Origin of the sequence: Archangium sp. (genome assembly GCF_045802675.1) — a bacterium.
Lineage (GTDB): Bacteria > Myxococcota > Myxococcia > Myxococcales > Myxococcaceae > Archangium.
Genome location: NZ_JBJMQO010000137.1, coordinates 68,972 through 88,221 on the forward strand (window position 1 = coordinate 68,972; position 19,250 = coordinate 88,221).

Sequence of the window (19,250 nt, forward strand, 5' to 3'; positions counted from 1 at the left end):
GGCCGGGTGGGCTCAGCGCCGGGTCATCGCCTCGAAGCGGCGGCGCATCTCCTCGTCGCTGACGTCCTCCACGCGCGTGGAGATGAGCCACTCGTTGTCGAAGGGATCGATGATCCGGCCGGTGCGGTTGCCGTACCACTTCAGCGTCACCGGCTCCTTCAGCGTCGCGCCGGCTTCCACGGCGCGCTGAACCATCGCGTCGCAGTCCTCGACGAAGAGTTGCGCGTGGAGTTGCCGGGGCTGCGTGCCGGGCATCACCTCGCCGACCACGAAGTTCGAGTCACCGAGTTGCATGTCGGCCTGGATGAGCGTGCCATCCGGCAGGGTGAAGCGATGGCGCTCCTCCGCACCGAACGCGCGCTTGAAGAAGTCCACGGCCTTGTTCGCGCCGCGCACGCTCATTCCGGGAGTGAGGGTCCGGTAGCCCTCGGGGATCGGTCGCACCGTCATGTCTGCCTCCTCGCGCGCGAATCTTCCAACGCTGTCATCCCCGCGCCATCGCCCCCCGCTCCAGTCGGGCTTTCACTTATTGACATAGGAGGCTTGCACGCAGTGTGTTGGCGAGCCCAGCCTCTGGTGGCTGGCAATTCCCCCTGGAGTCGCTCATGTCGAAGAAGAGCCTGGTGGTGGTGGCCGTGTTCCTCGCGGGTCTGTTCGGTGGCGCCACGGCGGCGCGCGCGTTCACGAAGCCCGCAGCTCCCCCGGCCCCCTGCGCGGAGGACATGTGCTGGGATATCAACAACCACTGCGTCGTCTGTCCGTGGTAACGGCTCCGTGAGTCGCGGATGAAGGCGCCACGTCTCGCGCCGACGTGAGTGCGCGGTGAGGCGCTGGGAGCCCGGGACCTCGGGCTCCCCCTCACCCCACCAGCAGACCCACCGCCGCGCCACCGAGCACGAGCCACGCGGAGTTGACGCGGTAGCGGATGAGCAGCACGGCGCTGGCGAGCGCGAGCCCCACCGTCCACACGTCCACGAGCGCGGCGCGCCCGAGCTGCCAGGTGACGCTGGCCATGAGCGCGAGCGAGGCCACGTTGACGCCATCGAGGAAGGCCCCGGCCACCCACGAGCGGCGCATGCGAGGCACCAGGGGCCCGCTCACCGCGACGAAGAAGAAGGCGGGCAGGAAGATGCCCACGGTGGCCACCACCGCGCCCGAGGGCCCTCCCAGCACGTAGCCGATGAAGGTGGCCGTGGTGAAGACGGGCCCGGGCGTCACCTGGCCCACCGCCACCGCGTCGAGCAACTGTGCCTCGGAGAGCCAGCCCCAGCGCTCCACGAGGTCCGCGCGCAGGAAGGCCAGCAGCACGTAGCCGCTGCCGTAGAGGATGGAGCCCACCTTCAGGAAGAAGAGGAACAGGCCTCCGAGGTTGAACCCCGACGCCGCCGTCGCCGCCACCGCTCCGCCGCCCAGGGGCAGTCCCGGGAGCAGCATCATCGCCGGGGGCACTCCTCCGCCCGCGCGTCTCCGAGCCACCCTCCGCCACAGCGCCACGAAGCCGCCCGCGAGCAGCAGCAGGAGCAGCTCATTCACGCCCAGGAAGCCGAGCGCCACGCACGCCACGCCCACCGCCGCGAGCAGCCGCGTCTTCACCGCGCCGCGCGTCAGTCCCCAGATGGCCTGGAGCACCACGGCGATGATGACGGGCTTCACGCCGTAGAGCAGGTGCCCCACCTGCGGCAGCTGGCCGTAGCGCGTGTACACCCAGCCCATGGCGGACACGATGAGGAACGCGGGGAGGATGAAGCAGGTGCCCGCGACCACCAGCCCGCTCCAGCCCGCGCGCCGGTGGCCGATGTGGATGGCCAGCTCCGTCGAGTTCGGTCCGGGGATGAGGTTGGCGGCTCCGAGCAGATCCAGGAACTCCTCGCGCGTGAGCCACTGGCGGCGCCGGACGACCTCGTCCTCCATCAGCGCGATGTGGGCCGCCGGGCCACCGAAGGCCGTCGTCCCCAGCCGCAGGAAGAGCAGCGCCAACTCGCGCAGGGCGTTGGCCCGGGTGGCTGCCTCGTGCGGTGGCGGGTGCGTCGCCTCGGTCACGTTCGTCTCCGTGCGTCATGGGGAGCCGCCGAGGCCCCGCGCCGCTGCGTAGCAGGAAGCGGGCGCGGGGTGACATCAGAAGTCTGTCACGACGCTCCGTGTCGCGAGGGGGGCGCACTGGGGGAGGGTGGACGCTGCGCTCCCGGCTCGGGCAGCATTCGCGCCGCCGAAGGGAGGTGGAATCCGGCGCGTCTCGGGGAATGCCCCACCGCTCCCGGGGTTACCTGCCTTCGTCTCACCTGACTCAGCACAGCGAGAACGCATGAACAGCATGAAGTTCCTCCGTAATTCCTGGGCTGCCGGCACGCTCGGTGCCTGCCTCCTCCTGGGGTGCGCGGCCCGCACCGGCAACCTCTTCGACAATGACGAGGAGCGCGAGCGCGAGGAGCGCGAGGCCGCCGCTCGCAACATGGGCCCCGCGCTCGGCGTCGAGACGAAGAACTTCGACCCCAACGTGCGCCCGCAGGACGACTTCTTCCGCTACGTCAACGGCAAGTGGATCAAGACGACCCAGATTCCCGCGGACAAGGGCCGTTACGGCTCCTTCATCGAGCTGCGCGACAAGAGCGAGGCCGCGCTGCGCACCCTCATCGAGGAGGCCGCCGCCAAGGACAACAAGGCCGGCTCCGACGCGCAGAAGGTGGGCGACCTCTACCAGAGCTTCATGGACACGGCGCGCATCGAGTCGCTCGGCTTCTCGCCGGTGCGCCCGGAGCTCGACCGCGTCGCCGCGCTCAAGGACAAGCAGGAGCTGCCCGAGCTGTTCGCCGCCCTGGCCCGCCTGGGCGTGCAGACGCCCTTCGCCACCTACGTGGGCCAGGACGCGAAGCAGGCGGAGCGCTACATCGTCTACGCCAGCCAGAGCGGGCTCGGTCTGCCGGATCGCGACTACTACTCCAAGCAGGAGCCGCGCTTCGTCGAGACGCGCGCCGCGTACCTCACCTATATCGAGACGCTGCTGCGGCTCGCGGGTGACGAGGATCCGGCGGGCGGGGCCAAGGCGATTCTCGCGCTGGAGACCTCGCTGGCGGAGAAGCACTGGGACCGCGTGCGCAACCGCGACCGCGAGGCCACCTACAACCTCAAGAGCGTGGCCGAGCTGGACAAGCTCACGCCGGGCTTCTCGTGGAGCCGCTTCCTCAAGGCCGTGGGCGAGGACAAGACGTCGGCCGTCATCGTCCGCCAGCCGGACTACTTCCAGTCCCTGGACGCGCTGCTGGCCAGCACGCCGCTGCCCACGCTCAAGACGTACCTCACCTTCAAGGTGCTCGACGAGTACGCGCCCCTGCTGAGCAGCCCCTTCGAGCAGGCCCACTTCGTCTTCGAGGGCAAGACGCTCCAGGGCCTCGAGGAGAACCGCCCCCGCTGGAAGCGCGGCGTGGAGACGGTGGACCGCGCGCTGGGCGAGGTGCTCGGCAAGCTCTACGTGGAGCGCAACTTCTCCCCCGAGAGCAAGGCCCGCATGCAGCAGCTGGTGAAGAACCTGCGGGTGACGTTCGACAAGGGCATCGACCAGCTCGAGTGGATGAGCCCCGCCACCAAGGCGCAGGCCAAGGCCAAGCTGGCGAAGTTCAACGTGAAGATTGGCTACCCGGAGAAGTGGAAGGACTACTCCGCGCTCACCGTCGACAAGAGCGACCTGGTGGGCAACGTGAAGCGCTCCAGCGAGGTCGAGTTCCGCCGCATGGTGGACAAGCTCGGCAAGCCCATCGACCGGCTCGAGTGGGGCATGACGCCGCAGACGGTGAATGCCTACTACAGCTCGACGATGAACGAGATCGTCTTCCCGGCCGCCATCCTCCAGCCCCCGTTCTTCAATCCCGCGGCGGAGGATGCCGTGAACTACGGCGCCATCGGCGGCGTCATCGGCCACGAAATCAGCCACGGCTTCGACGACCAGGGCGCCCGCTCCGACGGCGATGGCAACCTGCGCGACTGGTGGACCGCCGACGACAAGGCGGCCTTCCAGCAGCGCACCGGCATGCTCGCCGACCAGTACAGCGCCTTCAGCCCGCTGCAGGGCCTCAACGTCAACGGCAAGCTGACGCTGGGCGAGAACATCGGCGACCTGAGCGGCCTCACCGTGGCCCTCAAGGCCTACAAGATGTCGCTCGGTGGCAAGGAGAGCCCCGTCATCGAGGGCTTCACCGCGGACCAGCGCTTCTTCCTCGGCTGGGCCCAGGTGTGGCGCACGCTCAACCGCGACGATGCGCTCCGTCAGCAGCTGCTCACGGATCCGCACTCGCCCGGCGAGTACCGCGTCAACGGCGTGGTGCGCAACCTGCCCGAGTGCTACTCGGCCTTCGGGGTGAAGGAAGGCGACGGCGCGTACCTGCCCCCCGACAAGCGCGTGAAGATCTGGTGAGCCTCTTCTGAGGGCGCGCACCCGGGGGCGCTTCCGACGCGGCGAGTCATGCCGCTTTTCGGAAATACGCCCCCGGGCTGGTAGGTTCGCGCGCCACCATGCGAATCCGCTCTCTGTCCGCCGCTGCGTGCGCCCTCTGGCTCACGCACTGCAGCCACGCTCCGGCGCAGCTGGAGGCCCAGGCCCCCAGCGCGTCGACCCAGGCTCCTGCTTCCGGGGCCACCGCTTCCACTCCCTCCCAGCCCCAGGCTCCCGCGCGCCTGGCCTACCCGGCCGCGCTCAAGGGCGACGTGGTGGAGGACTACCACGGCACCCAGGTGGCCGATCCCTACCGCTGGCTGGAGAACCCGGACTCCCCCGAGTCCCGCCAGTGGATCGACGCCGAGAACAAGCTCACCTTCGACTATCTGGAGAAGATTCCCGCCCGCGCTCAAATCAAGCAGCGGATGACGGAGCTGTGGGACTACGAGAAGTACGGCGTTCCCTGGCGCGAGGGCTCCCGCTACTTCTTCAACCGCAACAACGGCCTGCAGAACCAGTACGTGCTCTACACGGCCGACTCGCTCGAGGCCGAGCCCCGGGTGCTGTTGGATCCGAACACGCTGTCCACCGACGGCACGGTGGCGCTCTCCGGCACGGCCATTACCCAGGATGGCAACCTGCTGGCCTATGGCGTGGCCACCGCGGGCAGTGACTGGATGGAGTTCCGCGTGCGCGACGTGCGCACCGGCAAGGACCTGCCGGACGTCGTCAAGTGGGTGAAGTTCTCCGGCGCCTCGTGGACGCGCGACGGCAAGGGCTTCTTCTACAGCCGCTACGACGAGCCCAAGGCCGCCGAGGCGATGAGCGGCGCCAACTACTACCAGAAGCTCTATTTCCACAAGCTGGGCACCGCGCAGAGCGAGGACACCCTCGTCTACGAGCGCAAGGACCAGAAGGAGTGGGGCTTCGGGGGCTCGGTCACCGATGACGGGCGCTACCTCGTCATCAGCGTGACGCACGGCACCGAGCCGAAGAACCTCGTCTTCTACAAGGACCTCAAGGACCCCAAGGCCAAGGTCGTCGAGCTCATCAAGGACTGGGATGCGGAGTACGAGCTCATCGGCAACGACGGCACGACCTTCTGGTTCAAGACGGACCTGGACGCGCCGCGCGGCCGCATCCTGGCCGTCGACCTGCGCAAGCCGGAGCGCAAGAACTGGAAGGAGGTCATCCCCCAGGGCGAGGAGACCGTCTCCTCGGTGAGCCTCGTCAACGAGCAGTTCATCGTCAACGTGATGAAGGACGCGCACTCCCAGGTGCGCCTGTACTCGCGTGACGGCAAGCCCGTGGGCGAGGTGTCGCTGCCCGGCCTCGGCACCGTCTACGGCCTCGGTGGCAAGCGCGAGGACACGGAGACCTTCTACGCGTACACCAGCTACAACGCGCCGACCACGATCTACCGCTACGACCTGAAGAAGGCGCAGAGCCAGGTGTTCAAGGCGCCGAAGGTGAAGTTCGACGCGTCGCAGTACGAGACGAAGCAGGTCTTCTACACGAGCAAGGATGGCACCCGCGTCCCCATGTTCATCAGCCACAAGAAGGGGCTGAAGCTGGACGGGACGAACCCCACGCTGCTCTACGGCTACGGTGGCTTCAACGCCTCCATGACGCCGGCCTTCAGCGTGGCCAACCTGGTGTGGATGGAGCGGGGCGGCGTCTACGCCGTGGCCAACCTGCGCGGCGGTGGCGAGTACGGCCGCGAGTGGCACGAGGCCGGCACGAAGCTGCGCAAGCAGAACGTCTTCGACGACTTCATCTCCGCCGGCGAGTGGCTCATCTCCAACCAGTACACCTCCACCCCGCGCCTGGCCATCAGCGGCCGCTCCAACGGAGGCCTGCTGATTGGTGCGGCGGTGACGCAGCGTCCGGACCTGTTTGGCGTGGCCCTGCCGGGCGTGGGCGTGATGGACATGCTGCGCTTCCACAAGTTCACCATCGGCTGGGCGTGGACGAGCGACTACGGCTCCTCGGAGAACCCGGAGGAGTTCAAGGCGCTCTACGCCTACTCGCCGCTGCACAACCTGAAGCCGGCGCGCTACCCCGCGATGCTCGTCCACACCGCGGACCACGATGACCGCGTGGTGCCGGGCCACAGCTTCAAGTTCACCGCGGCCGCCCAGGCGGCGCAGACCGGCGAGGCCCCGGTGCTCATCCGCATCGAGACCAAGGCGGGCCACGGCGCGGGCAAGCCCACGAGCAAGATCATCGAGGAATACTCCGACCTCTGGGCCTTCTCGCTGCACCAGATGGGCCTGGACGGGGATCAGGCCATCGCGGGTGACCAGACCCGCTGAGTCCTGAGGATGCGAGCGGGTCTACGGGCCCATCCCCCGAGTACCCGCTCGCTCCCTTGCCCCGGACTGGAGGGCATCCCATCTGTCTAGAGAAGACCCGGACAAGGAGATGCCCCATGAAGACGCTTACCCTGCTGGCCGCTACCGCTGCACTCAGTCTCTGGGGTTGTATCCACGACGAGTCGGCGCAGGAAGGCGATGAGCCCTCCATGCAGTTCCTCGAGAACGAGGTGAAGCGGGCGCAGTTGGACCGGATGGATGCCCCCACCGTCTACATGGGCGAGGCCACCGGTGCCCCCGGCCGCGCGGTGATGACGGACGATGGGCAGATCTGGTCCCCCGAGGAAGCCCCGGGCAACACCGTGACGCGGACCGCCTCGGACGTGGAGCGGAGCATCAAGAGGGACTCCGACGAGCCGTATGGCATCGAGATGAATGGTAACTCCGAGGTCATCGACGAGGGGCCGACGAAGCAGGCGCCGGAGCAGTAGCCCCAGGGCGCACCCGTCCACCGTGAGGGGGCTCAGGCAGGCTCGCGGAGCTCCTCCAGGGCGGTGGTGAGCACGGAGGTGGAGTCGGTGAAACCCTCGGGGGGTGCATGGCCGGGGCGGACGACCTCGCCCTTCTTGCCCACCACGCCGAAGCGCGCGCCGGGGGCCTCGAAGTACCGGCCCCACCAGGCGTCCTGGATGAGCTGGGCCTGCTGCTCGGGGTTCATCTTCCGCCACGGCGTGCCCGCGCGCAGCGCCTTCACGTAGTCGTAGCCGTCGCCGAAGCCCTGGGCCCACAGCGCCTCGGCCACGTAGCCCCAGCCGCGGTGCTGGTACTGCCAGATGTGGGTGCACTCGTGGACGAGCAGCCACGCCCGCTCCCCGCGCCCCAGGGCGTCGTAGTCGGCGGTGGGGAGGTTGAGGGTGTTGCCCAGCACGAAGGCCCGGCTGCCGTTGATGCCGGCGATGATCTGCGCCATCCGCACCAGGCGCACGGGTCCGTAGGCGATGCCCTCGCCGAACACCCCGCGCAGCAGCTGCTTCTCCGCGTCGGTCAGCGAGCGCTTGTCTCCGCCCGGGGCCGCCTGTGCGTTCACCGCGCGCAGCTCCGAGGACTCGTGCCGCGGGCCCTCGGGTGGAACGTCCTGTGGGCGGGGTGAATCCTGGCCTCCCATGACATGGCTCCTCGCGTTCGACTCGTCACACGAAGGTTAGCCCGTCACGGGAAGGCAGGTCATCCCGGTGGGGGCAGCGCATCGCCCAGGCGACAGTGCCCCCGGGGGCGTGAGCCTCAGCTCTCGAGCGAGGCGCGCAGGAACCAGGCGTGCTTCTCGAACTCTGTGATGATGCCGGTGAGCAGGTCCACCGTGTCCGTGTCCTGGTGCTGCTCGGCCACCTTGCGGCCCTCGCGCACGCCGGTGAGGTACGTCTCGATGCGCTCGGCCAGCAGCCGCACGTGCTCCAGGTCCTTCGAGGTCTCCTGCGGGTAGTCCGGCAGGCGGCTCGTCTTGGCCACGTGGCGGGTGGTGCCGTACGCCCTGCCTCCCAGCGTCACGGCGCGCTCGGCCACCGAGTCGTTGTGGTTGGCCAGGCTCACCGCGAACGTCTCGAAGAGCGGGTGGAGCGCCGCGAACTGCGGGCCCTTGATGTTCCAGTGGGCGACCTTGATTTGACTGTGCAGATCCAACCCGTCGGCCAGGCGCTCGTTGAGCGTGGCGGAGACGGCGGTGCGGGTCTGCTCGGAGAGGGGGCTCGGGCTGCGGTACATGGCTGGGTTTCCTTTCTCTGTCGTGATGGAGAGTCGGATGCGCGGGTCCGGAAAGTGACGCGCCCCCCGGCGTTTCCACCGGAGGGCGCGTCTGAAGTCAGCGTGAAGCGCGACGACTACGACTCGAGACCCACCGCCGCGGCGTGGATGACCGCCGCGATGCGGATGGCGTCGTGCACCTGGTCCTCGGAGATACCGCCCTCGAGGACGACGCGCTCGTGCGACTGCACGCACGTCTCGCAGCCGTTGATGGCGCTCACCGCCAGGCAGATCAGCTCGAAGTCCACCTTGTTGGTGAGCACCTGCATCATCCGGTTCATCCGCAGGCCCGGCCGCTTGGTGGCGTAGGCCTCCTTCTCCACCATGTGGCGGAACCGGTAGTAGATGTTGTTCATCCCCATCAGCGAGGCCGCGGCGCGCGCGTCCTCGATGACGGCCTCGGCCGTGTTGCCCAGGGCCTCGCGGGCCTCGTGGAGGAGGGCCTGCTTGAGCCGCTCGTTGCGGGCCGCGAAGGCACAGCCCACCGCCACCCCCCAGCGCTGCTCGGGGTTGAGGCTCTCCACCTGGAGCACCGACTGAAGGTTCAGGCGGGTGTCCTTGTGGACCTCCGCCAGCTCACCTCGAATGTCCTCGAGCGTCGGCATGGCGTGTTACCCCGCCTTCGCCAGCTTCTTGGTGAGCGTCTCCTCGCCCTTCTGCCAGTTGCAGGGGCACAGCTCGTCCGTCTGGAACGCGTCCAGGGTGCGCAGGGTCTCGCTCACGTTGCGGCCCACCGACAGGTCGTTCACCGACACGTGGCGGATGATGCCCTGGGGGTCCACGATGAAGGTCGCGCGCAGCGCCACGCCCGCGTCCTTGTGCAGGATGCCCAGGCCCGCGCACAGCTCGCGCTTGATGTCCGCCAGCATCGGGAAGGGCAGGTTCTTGAGGTCCGGGTGGTGCGTGCGCCAGGCGTGGTGCACGTACTCGCTGTCGGTGCTCAGGCCGAGCACCTGCGCGTTGCGGTCGTGGAAGTCCTTGTTCTTCTTCCCGAACTCGGCGATCTCCGTCGGGCAGATGAAGGTGAAGTCCTTGGGCCAGGCGAAGATGACCAGCCACTTGCCCTTGTAGGTGTCCTGGTTGATCTCCTGGAACTCCTTGCCCTTCTCCAGGCTCACCACCGAGGTGAGGTTGAACGCGGGAAGCTTGTCGCCAACGGTCAGCATGTGATTCGACTCCTTGGGGGTTGAGGCCCGCTTGCTGGCGGACCGGACAGGGTGTCTTCGCGTACTACCGAGAGCAGCGTCCGTGCCAGGGAAACTCCACCTGTGATTCCGAAGGGTTGACTGCTGCCCATTCCCCGGACGGGGCTCCCATTTCGGTGCATACCGAAATATCGGTGCCCGGCGCCACTGACATTTCGGTGGCACTCCGGTTATTTAAACCGACGCATGGCGGATGACATCGTTGCGGTGACGCGGGCCGAATTGCGCGGGGAAGCTCGGGACCTGATCGAGCTGGCGGCCTCGGAGGAGGCGGTGGCGGAGCTGCTGCGCCGGGGGCTGGACTGGCTCACCCGGGTGGTGCGCTTCGACCTCGCCAACATCTTCTTGCTGCGAGAAGGCAAGCTGGTGTCGGTGGCGGCGCGCGGGCCGCTGGCCTCGGAGAAGGTGCGGCGCCACGAGCTGCGGCTGGCCGACTTCCCCACGCTGCGCCAGACGCTGGAAGCGCGCCGGGCCCGCGCCTTCACCGAGGAGGAGCACGCGCACGGGGAGGGGGACCCGTTCGACGGGGTGCTGGATTTGCCGCCGGGACACTCGTGCATGGTGGTGCCGCTGTGCGCGGGGGAGCGCTGCTACGGGCTGATGACGTTGGACCGCACCGAGTGCGAGACGTACCCGCAGGCGGTGGTGGACCTGGTGGAGGTGTACGGGCAGATGCTGGCCACGGCGCTCCAGCAGGCCGAGCAGAAGAGCACCTTCGAGCGGCTGCACCGGCGGGAGCACGAGCACGCGCGGCTGCTGGAGGCGCAGCTGGGCGGGGACGAGGTGGGGGTGCTGGAGACCTCGCGCAGCGCGGCGGTGCGCGAGCTGGCGAGGCGGGGGCGGCAGGTGGCGGAGACGGACACGCCGGTGCTGCTGCTGGGCGAGACGGGCACGGGCAAGGAGCGGCTGGCGCGGGCGGTGCACCGCTGGAGCGCCCGGGCCGAGGGGCCCTTCGTGACGCTCAACTGCGCGGCCATTCCCGCGGGGCTGCTGGAGAGCGAGCTGTTCGGCCACGTGAAGGGGGCCTTCACCGGGGCCACGAGGGACAGGGCCGGGCGCTTCCAGATGGCGCACGGGGGCACGCTCTTCCTCGACGAGGTGGGCGAGCTGCCCGTGGAATTGCAGGCCAAGCTGCTGCGCGCCCTGCAGGAGAAGACCTTCGAGCCGGTGGGCAGTGACAGGACGGTGCGCGCGGACGTGCGGATTCTCGCCGCCACGCACGTGGACCTTCAGCAGGCCATTGCCCAGCGGCGCTTCCGCGAGGACCTGTACTACCGGCTGAGTGTCTTCCCGCTGCGGCTGCCCCCGTTGCGCGAGCGGCTGGAGGACCTGCCGCTGCTGTGCGCGTTCCTCCTGGAGGAGCAGGCGAAGCGCACCGGGCGTCGGGGCATGAAGGTGACGCCCGAGGGCATCGCCCGGCTCGCGGCATACGACTGGCCGGGCAACATCCGCGAGCTGGCCAACGCGCTGGAGCGCGCCACCATCCTGTCGCGCAAGCCGGAGCTGGGCGCCGAGGCCTTCGACGTGCCCCTGCGCGTGCCGGGGACGAAGGCGGCCGTGGAGCCCCCGCCGCTGAGCGAGGGCGCGGTGGCCACGCTGGAGGAGGTGCAGCGTCAGCACATCCTCCGCGTGCTGACGCTCACGCAGGGGCGAATCTACGGCCCCGGCGGCGCCGCGGCGTTGTTGGGTCTCAAACCGTCCACGCTGCAGAGCCGGATGAAGAAGTTGGGTATCGCCCGGCTGGAGCAGTACGTGGCGAAATAGGAGGGGAGTCGAGCTGTTCCCCCCACGCAACCCCCTGGAGGAATCATGAGCGTCCCGCAGCCGCAGCAGCCTCAGCCTGGCGCGCCCCTCGGCGCCCCCCCGCCGCAGCCCGCTTCCTCGCGCAAGCCCGCGCTCATCGCCAGCATCGTCATCGCCGTGGTGGTGCTGGGCGTGGCCGCCTATCTGCTGATGGGGAGAAAGGAGCCTGCCCCGGCCGCGCCTCCCGGGCCGGAGACGGTCCGCGGTCCCAGCACCAGCGAGGCCTCCATCACCACCGCCCAGAAAATGCCGCCGCTCACGCAGAGCGATCCGCGCGTGCGCGAGCTGGTGGGCCTGCTGTCCCCGGAGCCCGAGCTGCAGAAGTGGCTCGCCGGCACCGAGGACCTGGCCCGGCGCTTCACCACCGCCGTCAACAACATCTCCGAGGGGGAGAGCCCCCGCGCCTCCCTGTCCTTCCTGGCGCCTCCGGGGGCCTTCCAGGCCGTCGAGCGCAAGGGCCATACCTTCATCGCCCCCGGCAGCTTCGCCCGCTATGACGCCGTGACGCGCGTGCTCACCTCGCTCGACACGCAGGCCAGCGTGCTGACGTACAGGGCCCTCAAGCCCCTCTTCGAGCAGGCCTACGCGGAGATCGGCCGCCCGGGCCAGACCTTCGATCAGACGTTCACCAAGGCCCTCCAGAAGATGCTCGACACGCCCGTGCCCGAGGGAGAGCTCGAGGTGGTGCCCGCCAAGGGCGCCCTCTTCGCCTACGCGGCGCCGGAGCTCGAGCAGCTCAGCCCCGCGCAGAAGCACCTGCTGCGCATGGGGCCGGAGCACGCCCGCGCCCTCCAGGCGAAGCTGCGCGAGTTCCAGGCCGCGCTCGCGCAGCCCGACCTCGGACACCACTGAGGGGGCGCTCCCCGCGGGGGCTCAGTGCTCCCGCGGGGGCGCCATGTAGAAGTGGAAGCGCGTCACGGGCCGGTAGCCCATGCGCTGGTACACCGGCAGCCCCGCGGGCGTGGCGTGCAGCACCGTGCGCTCCATGCCCCAGGCCTGCTTCGCCTCGGCGAGCGCGTGGCGCATGACGGCCTCGGCACAGCCGAGCTGCCGGTGCGCGGGCAGAGTGGCCACCATGGCGATGTAGGCCACCTCGCCCACCCGGATGATGGCCGCGCTGGTGGCGGCCTCCACGTGGCGGTAGCCGACGTAGCCCTTGCTGTCCCCGGAGAAGATGCCGGGCACGTCGAAGGCCTCGCGCCCCGTGGCGATCGGCACGTCGTAACAGAGCGAGTTGACGTCGGCGATGTCGCGGCGCCCCCGCGCGTCCTCCGCGTGGCGGATCTCCATCGCGGGCAGCGGACGCAGGGGCGGGGCGAGGCGCTCGGCCACCATGCCGGTGGCCACCAGGGACAGCTTCAGCCCATGGGGAGCGAACAGCTCACCCGCGCGCTCGCGCAACCGGGGCGGCACCCAATCCTCGCACAGGGCCAGCATCCACCCCCGGCCCCTGGGGACGAAGAAGCGGGCGGCGGCGGCGGCGGCCCGCTCCAGCGCCTCCTCCGTCTCCACCGGGGAGGGGAGGAAGGCCGTGTTCATCATCGCCCAGGAGACGTTGCTCGACGCGATGCTCACCTCGGGCAGCTCGAGCACTTCTCCGGCGGCGCTGTTCCTGGCGAAGAAGCGCCAGGAGTCATGGAACTGGGTATTGGACTCGTGGATTTCGTCGATGGACATGGCGGGCCCGGTGTGAGCCCGCGGGAGGCTCACCGTGAGCCCGCATTATTGGAGCCGCGCTCCCCGAAGGCCAGCGTGGTGAAGGAGCCCGAGGCATAGAGGAGCTGGTAGGCCGCGGCGCTGCCGAGCACGCGCTTGACGTACAGGCGCGTCTCCTCCACGGGAATCTGCTCCACCCACTCGTCCAGCTCGGCGTCGGGGTTGCGCGACAGCCAGCGGTCCACCGCGCCCGGGCCCGCGTTGTAGCTGGCCACCGCGTAGGCCGGGTTGCCCGCGAAGCGCCGCTGCAGGCTGCCCAGGTACGCCGAGCCCAGGCGGATGTTCTCCTGCGGCTCGAGCAGCGCGGCGGACGTGGCCAGCGGCACGTTGAGCTGGCGCGCCACCGCGAAGGCCGTGGCCGGCATGAGCTGCGCCAGGCCCAGCGCACCCGTGGGCGAGCGCGCGTTGGGATTGAAGGCGCTCTCCTCGCGGATGAGGGCCTGCATCAGGTCCGGGTTCACCCGCGCCGCCCGGCTGTGCTGCACCACCAGGTTGCGGAAGGAATGCGGGTAGGCCATGGAGTAGATGAGGCGCGTCTCGGCCTCGGTGGGCGCGGCCAGTCCCTCGCGGCGCAGTGCCCAGGCGATGCTGCGCGCATAGCCCTCGTAGCCCGAGGCGTGGAGGATGTGGAAGAGCAGGCGGATGGACTCCTCGCTGCGGCCCCGGCGGTCCACGGCCAGCAGCTCCGCGGGCGCCTCGCGGTGCTCGAGCTTGAGCAGCTCGAGGCCGGTGACGAAGTGGGGGTCCTGCGCGAGGTTGCCCGCGTCCAGTGGCCAGACGTTGGAGGCGCTGGCGGGGCTGCGCAGCCGCTCCAGCAGGGTACGGGCCCGCTCGGGCGCCTCACGCGTCAGGCGGGAGCGCGCCAGCAGCCCGTACCACGTGGCCGCTCCTTCCGCCGCCACCCGCTCCATGAGGGCGTGCGACTCCTCGGCGCGGCCCATGGACAGCAGCACGCGCGCGCGCCAGTAGCGGGCCCGCTGCACCGACTCGTGCGTGGAGCCCCGGCCCTTGAGCTCCTCAATCCGCGAGAGGGCCTCGAAGGCCGCGGTGCTGTTGCCCTCGGCGCGGTACACCATGAAGCGCTCGAAGAGGGCCTCGGAGGCGAAGTTGCCGTCCGGGTAGCGGGCGATGAGCTGATCCAGGTAACCCATGGCCGCCGCCTTGTTGCCGCGCTCCAGCGCCTTGTGCGCCGCGTAGAAGAGCGCGTCATCCGCGTACGGGTGCTCCGGGTAGTCCTGCGCGAGCTTCAGGTAGGTGGCGACGGCACTGTCCGGCTCCACCACGCCCTCCGAATAGCCCAGCACATAGAGGGCGCGGGCGCGCAGGTTGGCGTCCTGGCACTGCTCGATGACGGGCCGCAGCGCCTGGATGGCCAGCGAGTGCTTGCGCTCCTTGCGCAGCGCCGTGCCGTAGGCGAACTGCGCGCGGCAGGCGAGCTCGTCCGGCAGCTGCATCTTCGGCAGCAGCCGCTCGAGGAGGTCCATCGCCTCGCGGTTGTGGTGCAGCGAGAGCAGCGTCTCGGCGCGCGCCACCTTCCACTTGGGCACGTAGGGCAGGTCGCGCAGGCCCTTCACCGCCGCGGAGACCTCCTTGGAGAAGGGGTGGAGCGCCCAGACGGCCAGGTGCGCGCGGTGCTCGCCGTTGTAGTCGGCCTGGTAGCGCGCGAGCCGGGCGATGGTCAGCCATGCCTCGGACTGGGCGGGGTTGTTGGGCTTGGGCGAGTCCGACTGCACGAGCGGGGTGAGCGCCGCCACGGCCCCGGCGTAGTCGCGCTTCTTCTTCTCGAGGAGGTACGCCATGCCGAAGCGCGCATCCACGTAGCGCCGCGCCGTGGGGGACACGGCCCCGTACTGCTGGACGGCCTCCGTCCACTTGCGCATGCGCTCGTAGGCGCGCGCCGCCTCGAAGTGACAGTAGTCGCGCAGGGGCGGATGGGCCTCCGCCAGCGCCGCGAATTCCTCGGCCGCCGTGGCCCACTGGCCCAGGCGCAGCGCGCTCATGGCCTTCAGGTAGCGCACCGGCGGCGTGGCGTCCTGCGTCTCCAGCAACTGCCGCGCGACGCGGTAGCGGCCCCGGTCATATGCGGCCTTCGCCTTCGCCAGCTCGCCCTCGGCGAAGTAGGACTTGAGGTCCGAGAGCTCGAACTTGCGCACCCACTGGCGCTCGCCGGGGGCCACCGGCTCCGAAGGCCCGATGGTGAACTCGGGCGGCGCTTCCTCGCTCTCGCTGTCCAGCGAGGAGTCCAGCTGGTGCTTGGAGGAGGCGCTCTCGGCGAGATTCGAGATGTCGCCTTCCGGCTTGTCCTGTTGCTGCTCCTGCTGCTGCACCGTGCTCTTGGAGCCCGTCGCCGGTTGCTCGGCCCGTGCGGGCGCCACCCAGAGGGCGGCCACCAGCGGCCAGCTCATCAACGGACTCGCGGACCGCAGGATGCCTCGGAGCGTCGCATGTTCCAGTCCCACACCTTCCCCCTTGTTCGAGGCACGCACAGCGCGTGAGGGCCTAGAACTAGGAATGGCTGGCAGGCACGGGGAGTGTGGGAGCGTGGAGCTAAGAGCGCGTGCGTTGTCTCGTGCACGGCGCACATGCCCGCCAGGGGGCAGGCGAGCGAGCTACGCGACAGGGTCACCGCGTGGCTCGCTCCCTCTCAGAATGCGGGAGTGGAGGTTTCTCACGCCGCGTGAGCGTTCACGGCCGGCGCAGTGTTACCTCGGAGGCGTTGGCGCTCTCGGGCCAGCGAGAGAGGCGCAGCTCGCGCCCCGGCGCCTCGCACAGCTCCAGCCGCCGGCCACCGCCCGGGTGGAGGAAGTAGAGCGAGCGCGGCGCGCGGAAGGACGCGGACAGCCTCGGGTCCTTCCCGGGCTCGAGCCGCCGGCCCACGTGCCACTCGCGCACCACGGGCTTCTCGCGCAGGTGGTGGTGCACGGACACCACCACGTGGTCCACGCCCTCCATCGTCCAGTACAGCCCCAGCTGCGTCCCCGAGTACCGCCGCTCGTCGAGCAGCGGGAAGGCGCGGCCCCCCGCGTACGCCACGGCGTCCACCTTCGCGCCGCGCAGGTCCTCGAGGAAGTCGAGCACCAACTGGTGCGCGTCGCGAGGCACCTGGAAGCGGTAGGCCATGCGGCCGGGGTGCTCCGAGTCGGCGCCGATATACGCGGAGGCGTCCTGCTCGAAGAGGAGCGCGGGCTCGCCGGAGCGGAACTGGTCCACGTCCGCCGGGGCGGCGAGCGCCGGGGCGCCCTCGGGCAACACCACGCGCTTCCACCCGGCCATCTGGTCCGAGGGGACGAAGCAAGAGGGCTCGGGCGAGCCCGCGGCGAGCAGCATCACGAGTGCGGCGAGGGGGCCCATGTCACGCGCTCCGGGCCGTGCGGTGGGAGGACAGCCACGCGCCGCCGAGCATCAGCGCGCCGGCGCCCGCGAGGCCCGCGACGCGCAGCGTGCCACTGAGGTGCGTGGTGTCGTAGGCGAGCGCCTTGCCGAGGGCCATGGCGATGAAGGCGAAGCCCGCGTCGCGGATGACGGATGCGTCGCGCATGCGGCCGTACACCACGAGGCCCACGCCCGCGGCGAGCCAGCCGAGGGTGAGCACGAGGCGGCGGCCGATGTCGTCGGCGGCGAAGCCCAGGGTGAAGAAGTGGAAGTAGAAGGCCCACGAGGCCGCGAGCACCGCCACCGTCAGGCCGTACCAGAGGAGGACGCCCTGCACCCTGTCCTCACGCGCCTCGGCGCGGCGCCAGGTGCGCGCCACGGTGATGGCCGAGGTGAGGACGGTGAGGCCGAGGCCCACGAGCAGCAGCCCGGACTTGGAGGCCGCATACCAGAGGCCGCCGCAGAGGCCGGTGAGGAGCAGGGCGATGGGGCCGACGAGCGGACGGTGACGAGGCACATCGGCCAGCGCCACCGCCGAGGCCAGCACCGCGGCCACCGCGAGCAGCAGCTCCTGGGGCACCTGCAGGTCGCGCCAGAGGAAGACGCCCGCGAGCGTCATCATCCCCGCGCCCGCACCGGCCAGCACCCGCACATCCCACTTCGTCGACATCGTTGCATTCATGGATTTGGACCCTCCGGGGAGAGGGTCCAATGCATCGCGTGCGCCAGCCCTGGCGCCGTGCGTCATGCAGAGGGAAGAGCGCGGGCGCGTGCGCAACGGCTGTGCAACGGCGCGCACAGGTGCGGGGGCGAGTGTGCAGCGCGCGTCAGTCGAGGAATCGGCGCTCCCAGCGGCGCATGTCTGCTTCGGAGAAACCAGCCTCGATAGGGCGTTGCATGTACAACCAGGGTTCCAGCACGCGCGCCAGCTCGCGGTAGGCGGGCAGCGTGTGACCCTTCTCCGTGTCCCCTGCCTCTGGCCATTTACCCAGCGTCACCACCACTCGTTCTCCACCGAGTTCCTGCACGGTGGTGTCGGGCGAGTGCAGGCGCGCGCGCAGGCCCGCGGCGCCCCCCAGTTCCCCCAACACGGGCGGGCCCAGGAAGTTCAACCAGTGCACCCCATCCACCCGTGTACCGATATAGCTGGTGGCGAAGCGTGCTTCCGGAATGTCCAGACCGGGGTAGCGGAAGCACAGGTCTCGGATGGGGCGGGTGATACCGAGGAGAGCATCCGGGAAATGGAAGCAGAGACCCGCGTGGCCAGAGTTGAAGGGCAGTTCCGCCGCCAATTCCATCGCCAGTTCCCGGACTGGGCCCGGTCCGTGCTCCTCCAGATATTCCGAGGGGAGGAAGAAGGACACCTGGCTGGTGGGATCCCGCTTGTAGGCTTCGAGCAGAAGGCCGTCGTAAAGGAGTTCGTATCCCAGGGTTTCACTGGGGGACTCGCTCAGCCAGAGGTGGGCGTCGGGTTGCTCGAGCATGTAGCGCTGGACATGTGCCCAGCCCTTGTCATCGAGTTCATCCCAGTCTTCGTTATCGGGGTTCGCGTACCAACCAAGTGCCTGGGATTTCAACGCGCGGCGATACACGTCCAGGGCTCGCAGCACCTGGTGCACCACCTCCCGGTGGGAGCGCTTCATGTAGAAGGTAATGCTCACGCTCTCCCGGATTTGCAGGAGACGTTGTTGAGCGAAAAACGAGTCGATACGAATGCGCGGATAATGCTCGCTCATCATTGGACTCCCTTGGGAGTAACGCGCTGGGGCTTGCTCTCTCCTCCGAGGAGCGCGTCTTCATACATCTTGCCTTGATCCTTTGGGAAATGAGGTTGGTCCGGGGTGGAGGGCCTCCACGAAGGGCTGTTGGTCGAAGGGCAAGGGAACTTGAAGTCGTAGACGTTCTGGAGTTGGTTCGGATTTCCCGAGGCGTGAATCACGATGTCGGGCACCAGTGCTCCCCAGAGTGCGCTGGTCAGCCCGAACTGCAACCACTCCTTCACCTGCTCGGGATCGACCCATCGCCACAGTCCCGTCGTGGAATCCTTCTGGTAGGTGGGCTCCACGCTGACGTGCTGTGCGAAGCGTCCGGCCAAGGCCTCGCGGGCGCAGTTCAGGGCCTCCTCGTGCTTCTTGGCCCCCAGTTCCATGGCGCGCGTCACTTCCTTGTTCCCCTCCATGCGCACCACCTTCTTGCATTGCTCCCGGGTGGGCTCCTGTCCCTGGAGTTCCTCATCCTCGTTGTTGACCTTCTGGTTCGCCTTCTGGGCGCAATCGGCGAGGATCTGCTCGACGAGCTTGATGTCCGCGCCCTCCAGCAACCTGGCCAGGGTGATGGCGGCGTGCGCGGCGTCCTCGGCACGTGACAGCCAGGGGATGGTCGCTTCTTCGCCCGGCAGCTTCGTGTAGCAGGCGGGGTTGCGGAGGCAGCCGGCCGTCGCCGAGTCCGTCGTCTGTGCGTAATGGCCTGGTGCTCGGGGCCCTGAGCCGGGCGTGCGCGTCGCCGAGAGGTCCGTGGCGCATCCCGTCAGCAGCAGGGGAACGAGCAGGAGCGGTACGCCAGGCGCGGGCACACGGGTGGACATGCTCCGAGCGTAGTGGATTCCGGTGGGAGGGA

18 protein-coding genes are annotated in these 19,250 nt (G+C 69.3%); 6 read left to right on the forward strand and 12 right to left on the reverse strand.

All coding sequences use genetic code 11. The features are described 5' to 3' along the window. Positions 1-12 precede the first annotated feature (12 nt). Positions 13-450 (reverse strand): VOC family protein, encoded by a 438-nt coding sequence (locus ACJ8AN_RS37825; protein WP_407760470.1) that lies wholly within the window; start codon positions 448-450, stop codon positions 13-15. A 155-nt stretch (positions 451-605) separates the two neighbouring features. On the opposite strand from ACJ8AN_RS37825, the gene ACJ8AN_RS37830 reads away from it, so the two are divergent. Next, complete coding sequence (locus ACJ8AN_RS37830) at positions 606-767, forward strand: hypothetical protein (protein WP_407760471.1); 162 nt, start codon at positions 606-608, stop codon at positions 765-767. Positions 768-858: 91 nt separating this feature from the next. Here ACJ8AN_RS37830 and chrA read toward each other — a convergent pair whose 3' ends face one another. After that, positions 859-2,040 (reverse strand): chromate efflux transporter, encoded by a 1,182-nt coding sequence (gene chrA, locus ACJ8AN_RS37835; protein WP_407760472.1) that lies wholly within the window; start codon positions 2,038-2,040, stop codon positions 859-861. Between the two features lie 262 nt (positions 2,041-2,302). Here chrA and ACJ8AN_RS37840 point away from each other — a divergent pair, with 262 nt between their 5' ends. The 3 genes from ACJ8AN_RS37840 to ACJ8AN_RS37850 all read left to right on the forward strand — a co-directional run bounded on the left by ACJ8AN_RS37840 (position 2,303) and on the right by ACJ8AN_RS37850 (position 7,232). Next, complete coding sequence (locus ACJ8AN_RS37840) at positions 2,303-4,405, forward strand: M13 family metallopeptidase (protein WP_407760473.1); 2,103 nt, start codon at positions 2,303-2,305, stop codon at positions 4,403-4,405. 98 nt (positions 4,406-4,503) lie between these two features. Beyond that, positions 4,504-6,741: a prolyl oligopeptidase family serine peptidase gene (locus ACJ8AN_RS37845; protein ID WP_407760474.1), complete on the forward strand. Its 2,238-nt coding sequence runs from the start codon at positions 4,504-4,506 to the stop codon at positions 6,739-6,741. Between the two features lie 116 nt (positions 6,742-6,857). Then, positions 6,858-7,232, forward strand: coding sequence for a hypothetical protein (locus ACJ8AN_RS37850; protein ID WP_407760475.1), 375 nt, complete (start codon positions 6,858-6,860; stop codon positions 7,230-7,232). 32 nt (positions 7,233-7,264) lie between these two features. Here the strand turns inward: ACJ8AN_RS37850 and ACJ8AN_RS37855 are convergent, their stop codons facing one another. The 4 genes from ACJ8AN_RS37855 to ACJ8AN_RS37870 form a co-directional block, all read right to left on the reverse strand. Beyond that, complete coding sequence (locus ACJ8AN_RS37855; RefSeq protein WP_407760476.1) at positions 7,265-7,906, reverse strand: hypothetical protein; 642 nt, start codon at positions 7,904-7,906, stop codon at positions 7,265-7,267. A 116-nt stretch (positions 7,907-8,022) separates the two neighbouring features. Further along, positions 8,023-8,499, reverse strand: coding sequence for a DNA starvation/stationary phase protection protein Dps (dps, locus tag ACJ8AN_RS37860; protein ID WP_407760477.1), 477 nt, complete (start codon positions 8,497-8,499; stop codon positions 8,023-8,025). 116 nt (positions 8,500-8,615) lie between these two features. Continuing rightward, entirely contained in the window at positions 8,616-9,143 is a 528-nt protein-coding gene (locus tag ACJ8AN_RS37865; protein ID WP_407760478.1) for a carboxymuconolactone decarboxylase family protein, read from the reverse strand. A gap of 6 nt (positions 9,144-9,149) precedes the next feature. Then, complete coding sequence (locus ACJ8AN_RS37870; RefSeq protein WP_407760479.1) at positions 9,150-9,704, reverse strand: peroxiredoxin; 555 nt, start codon at positions 9,702-9,704, stop codon at positions 9,150-9,152. Positions 9,705-9,929: 225 nt separating this feature from the next. Here ACJ8AN_RS37870 and ACJ8AN_RS37875 point away from each other — a divergent pair, with 225 nt between their 5' ends. Both ACJ8AN_RS37875 and ACJ8AN_RS37880 read left to right on the forward strand, forming a co-directional pair. Next, entirely contained in the window at positions 9,930-11,507 is a 1,578-nt protein-coding gene (locus ACJ8AN_RS37875) for a sigma 54-interacting transcriptional regulator (protein WP_407760480.1), read from the forward strand. 45 nt (positions 11,508-11,552) lie between these two features. Further along, positions 11,553-12,398, forward strand: coding sequence for a DUF3014 domain-containing protein (locus ACJ8AN_RS37880; protein WP_407760481.1), 846 nt, complete (start codon positions 11,553-11,555; stop codon positions 12,396-12,398). Positions 12,399-12,419: 21 nt separating this feature from the next. Here ACJ8AN_RS37880 and ACJ8AN_RS37885 read toward each other — a convergent pair whose 3' ends face one another. From ACJ8AN_RS37885 to ACJ8AN_RS37910, 6 genes are all read right to left on the reverse strand, one after another. Beyond that, complete coding sequence (locus ACJ8AN_RS37885) at positions 12,420-13,223, reverse strand: GNAT family N-acetyltransferase (protein WP_407760482.1); 804 nt, start codon at positions 13,221-13,223, stop codon at positions 12,420-12,422. 29 nt (positions 13,224-13,252) lie between these two features. Further along, positions 13,253-15,667, reverse strand: coding sequence for a transglycosylase SLT domain-containing protein (locus ACJ8AN_RS37890; protein WP_407760483.1), 2,415 nt, complete (start codon positions 15,665-15,667; stop codon positions 13,253-13,255). A 280-nt stretch (positions 15,668-15,947) separates the two neighbouring features. Beyond that, positions 15,948-16,613 (reverse strand): hypothetical protein, encoded by a 666-nt coding sequence (locus ACJ8AN_RS37895; protein WP_407760484.1) that lies wholly within the window; start codon positions 16,611-16,613, stop codon positions 15,948-15,950. 1 nt (position 16,614) lies between these two features. Beyond that, entirely contained in the window at positions 16,615-17,316 is a 702-nt protein-coding gene (locus ACJ8AN_RS37900) for a DUF2339 domain-containing protein (protein WP_407760485.1), read from the reverse strand. A gap of 145 nt (positions 17,317-17,461) precedes the next feature. Beyond that, positions 17,462-18,370, reverse strand: coding sequence for a DUF3396 domain-containing protein (locus ACJ8AN_RS37905; protein ID WP_407760486.1), 909 nt, complete (start codon positions 18,368-18,370; stop codon positions 17,462-17,464). Further along, positions 18,370-19,218 carry a hypothetical protein gene (locus ACJ8AN_RS37910; RefSeq protein WP_407760487.1) on the reverse strand — a complete coding sequence of 283 codons (849 nt, stop codon included), beginning with the start codon at positions 19,216-19,218 and terminating at the stop codon, positions 18,370-18,372. Before ACJ8AN_RS37910 ends, ACJ8AN_RS37905 begins: the two co-directional genes overlap by 1 nt. Between the last annotated feature and the right edge of the window lie 32 nt (positions 19,219-19,250).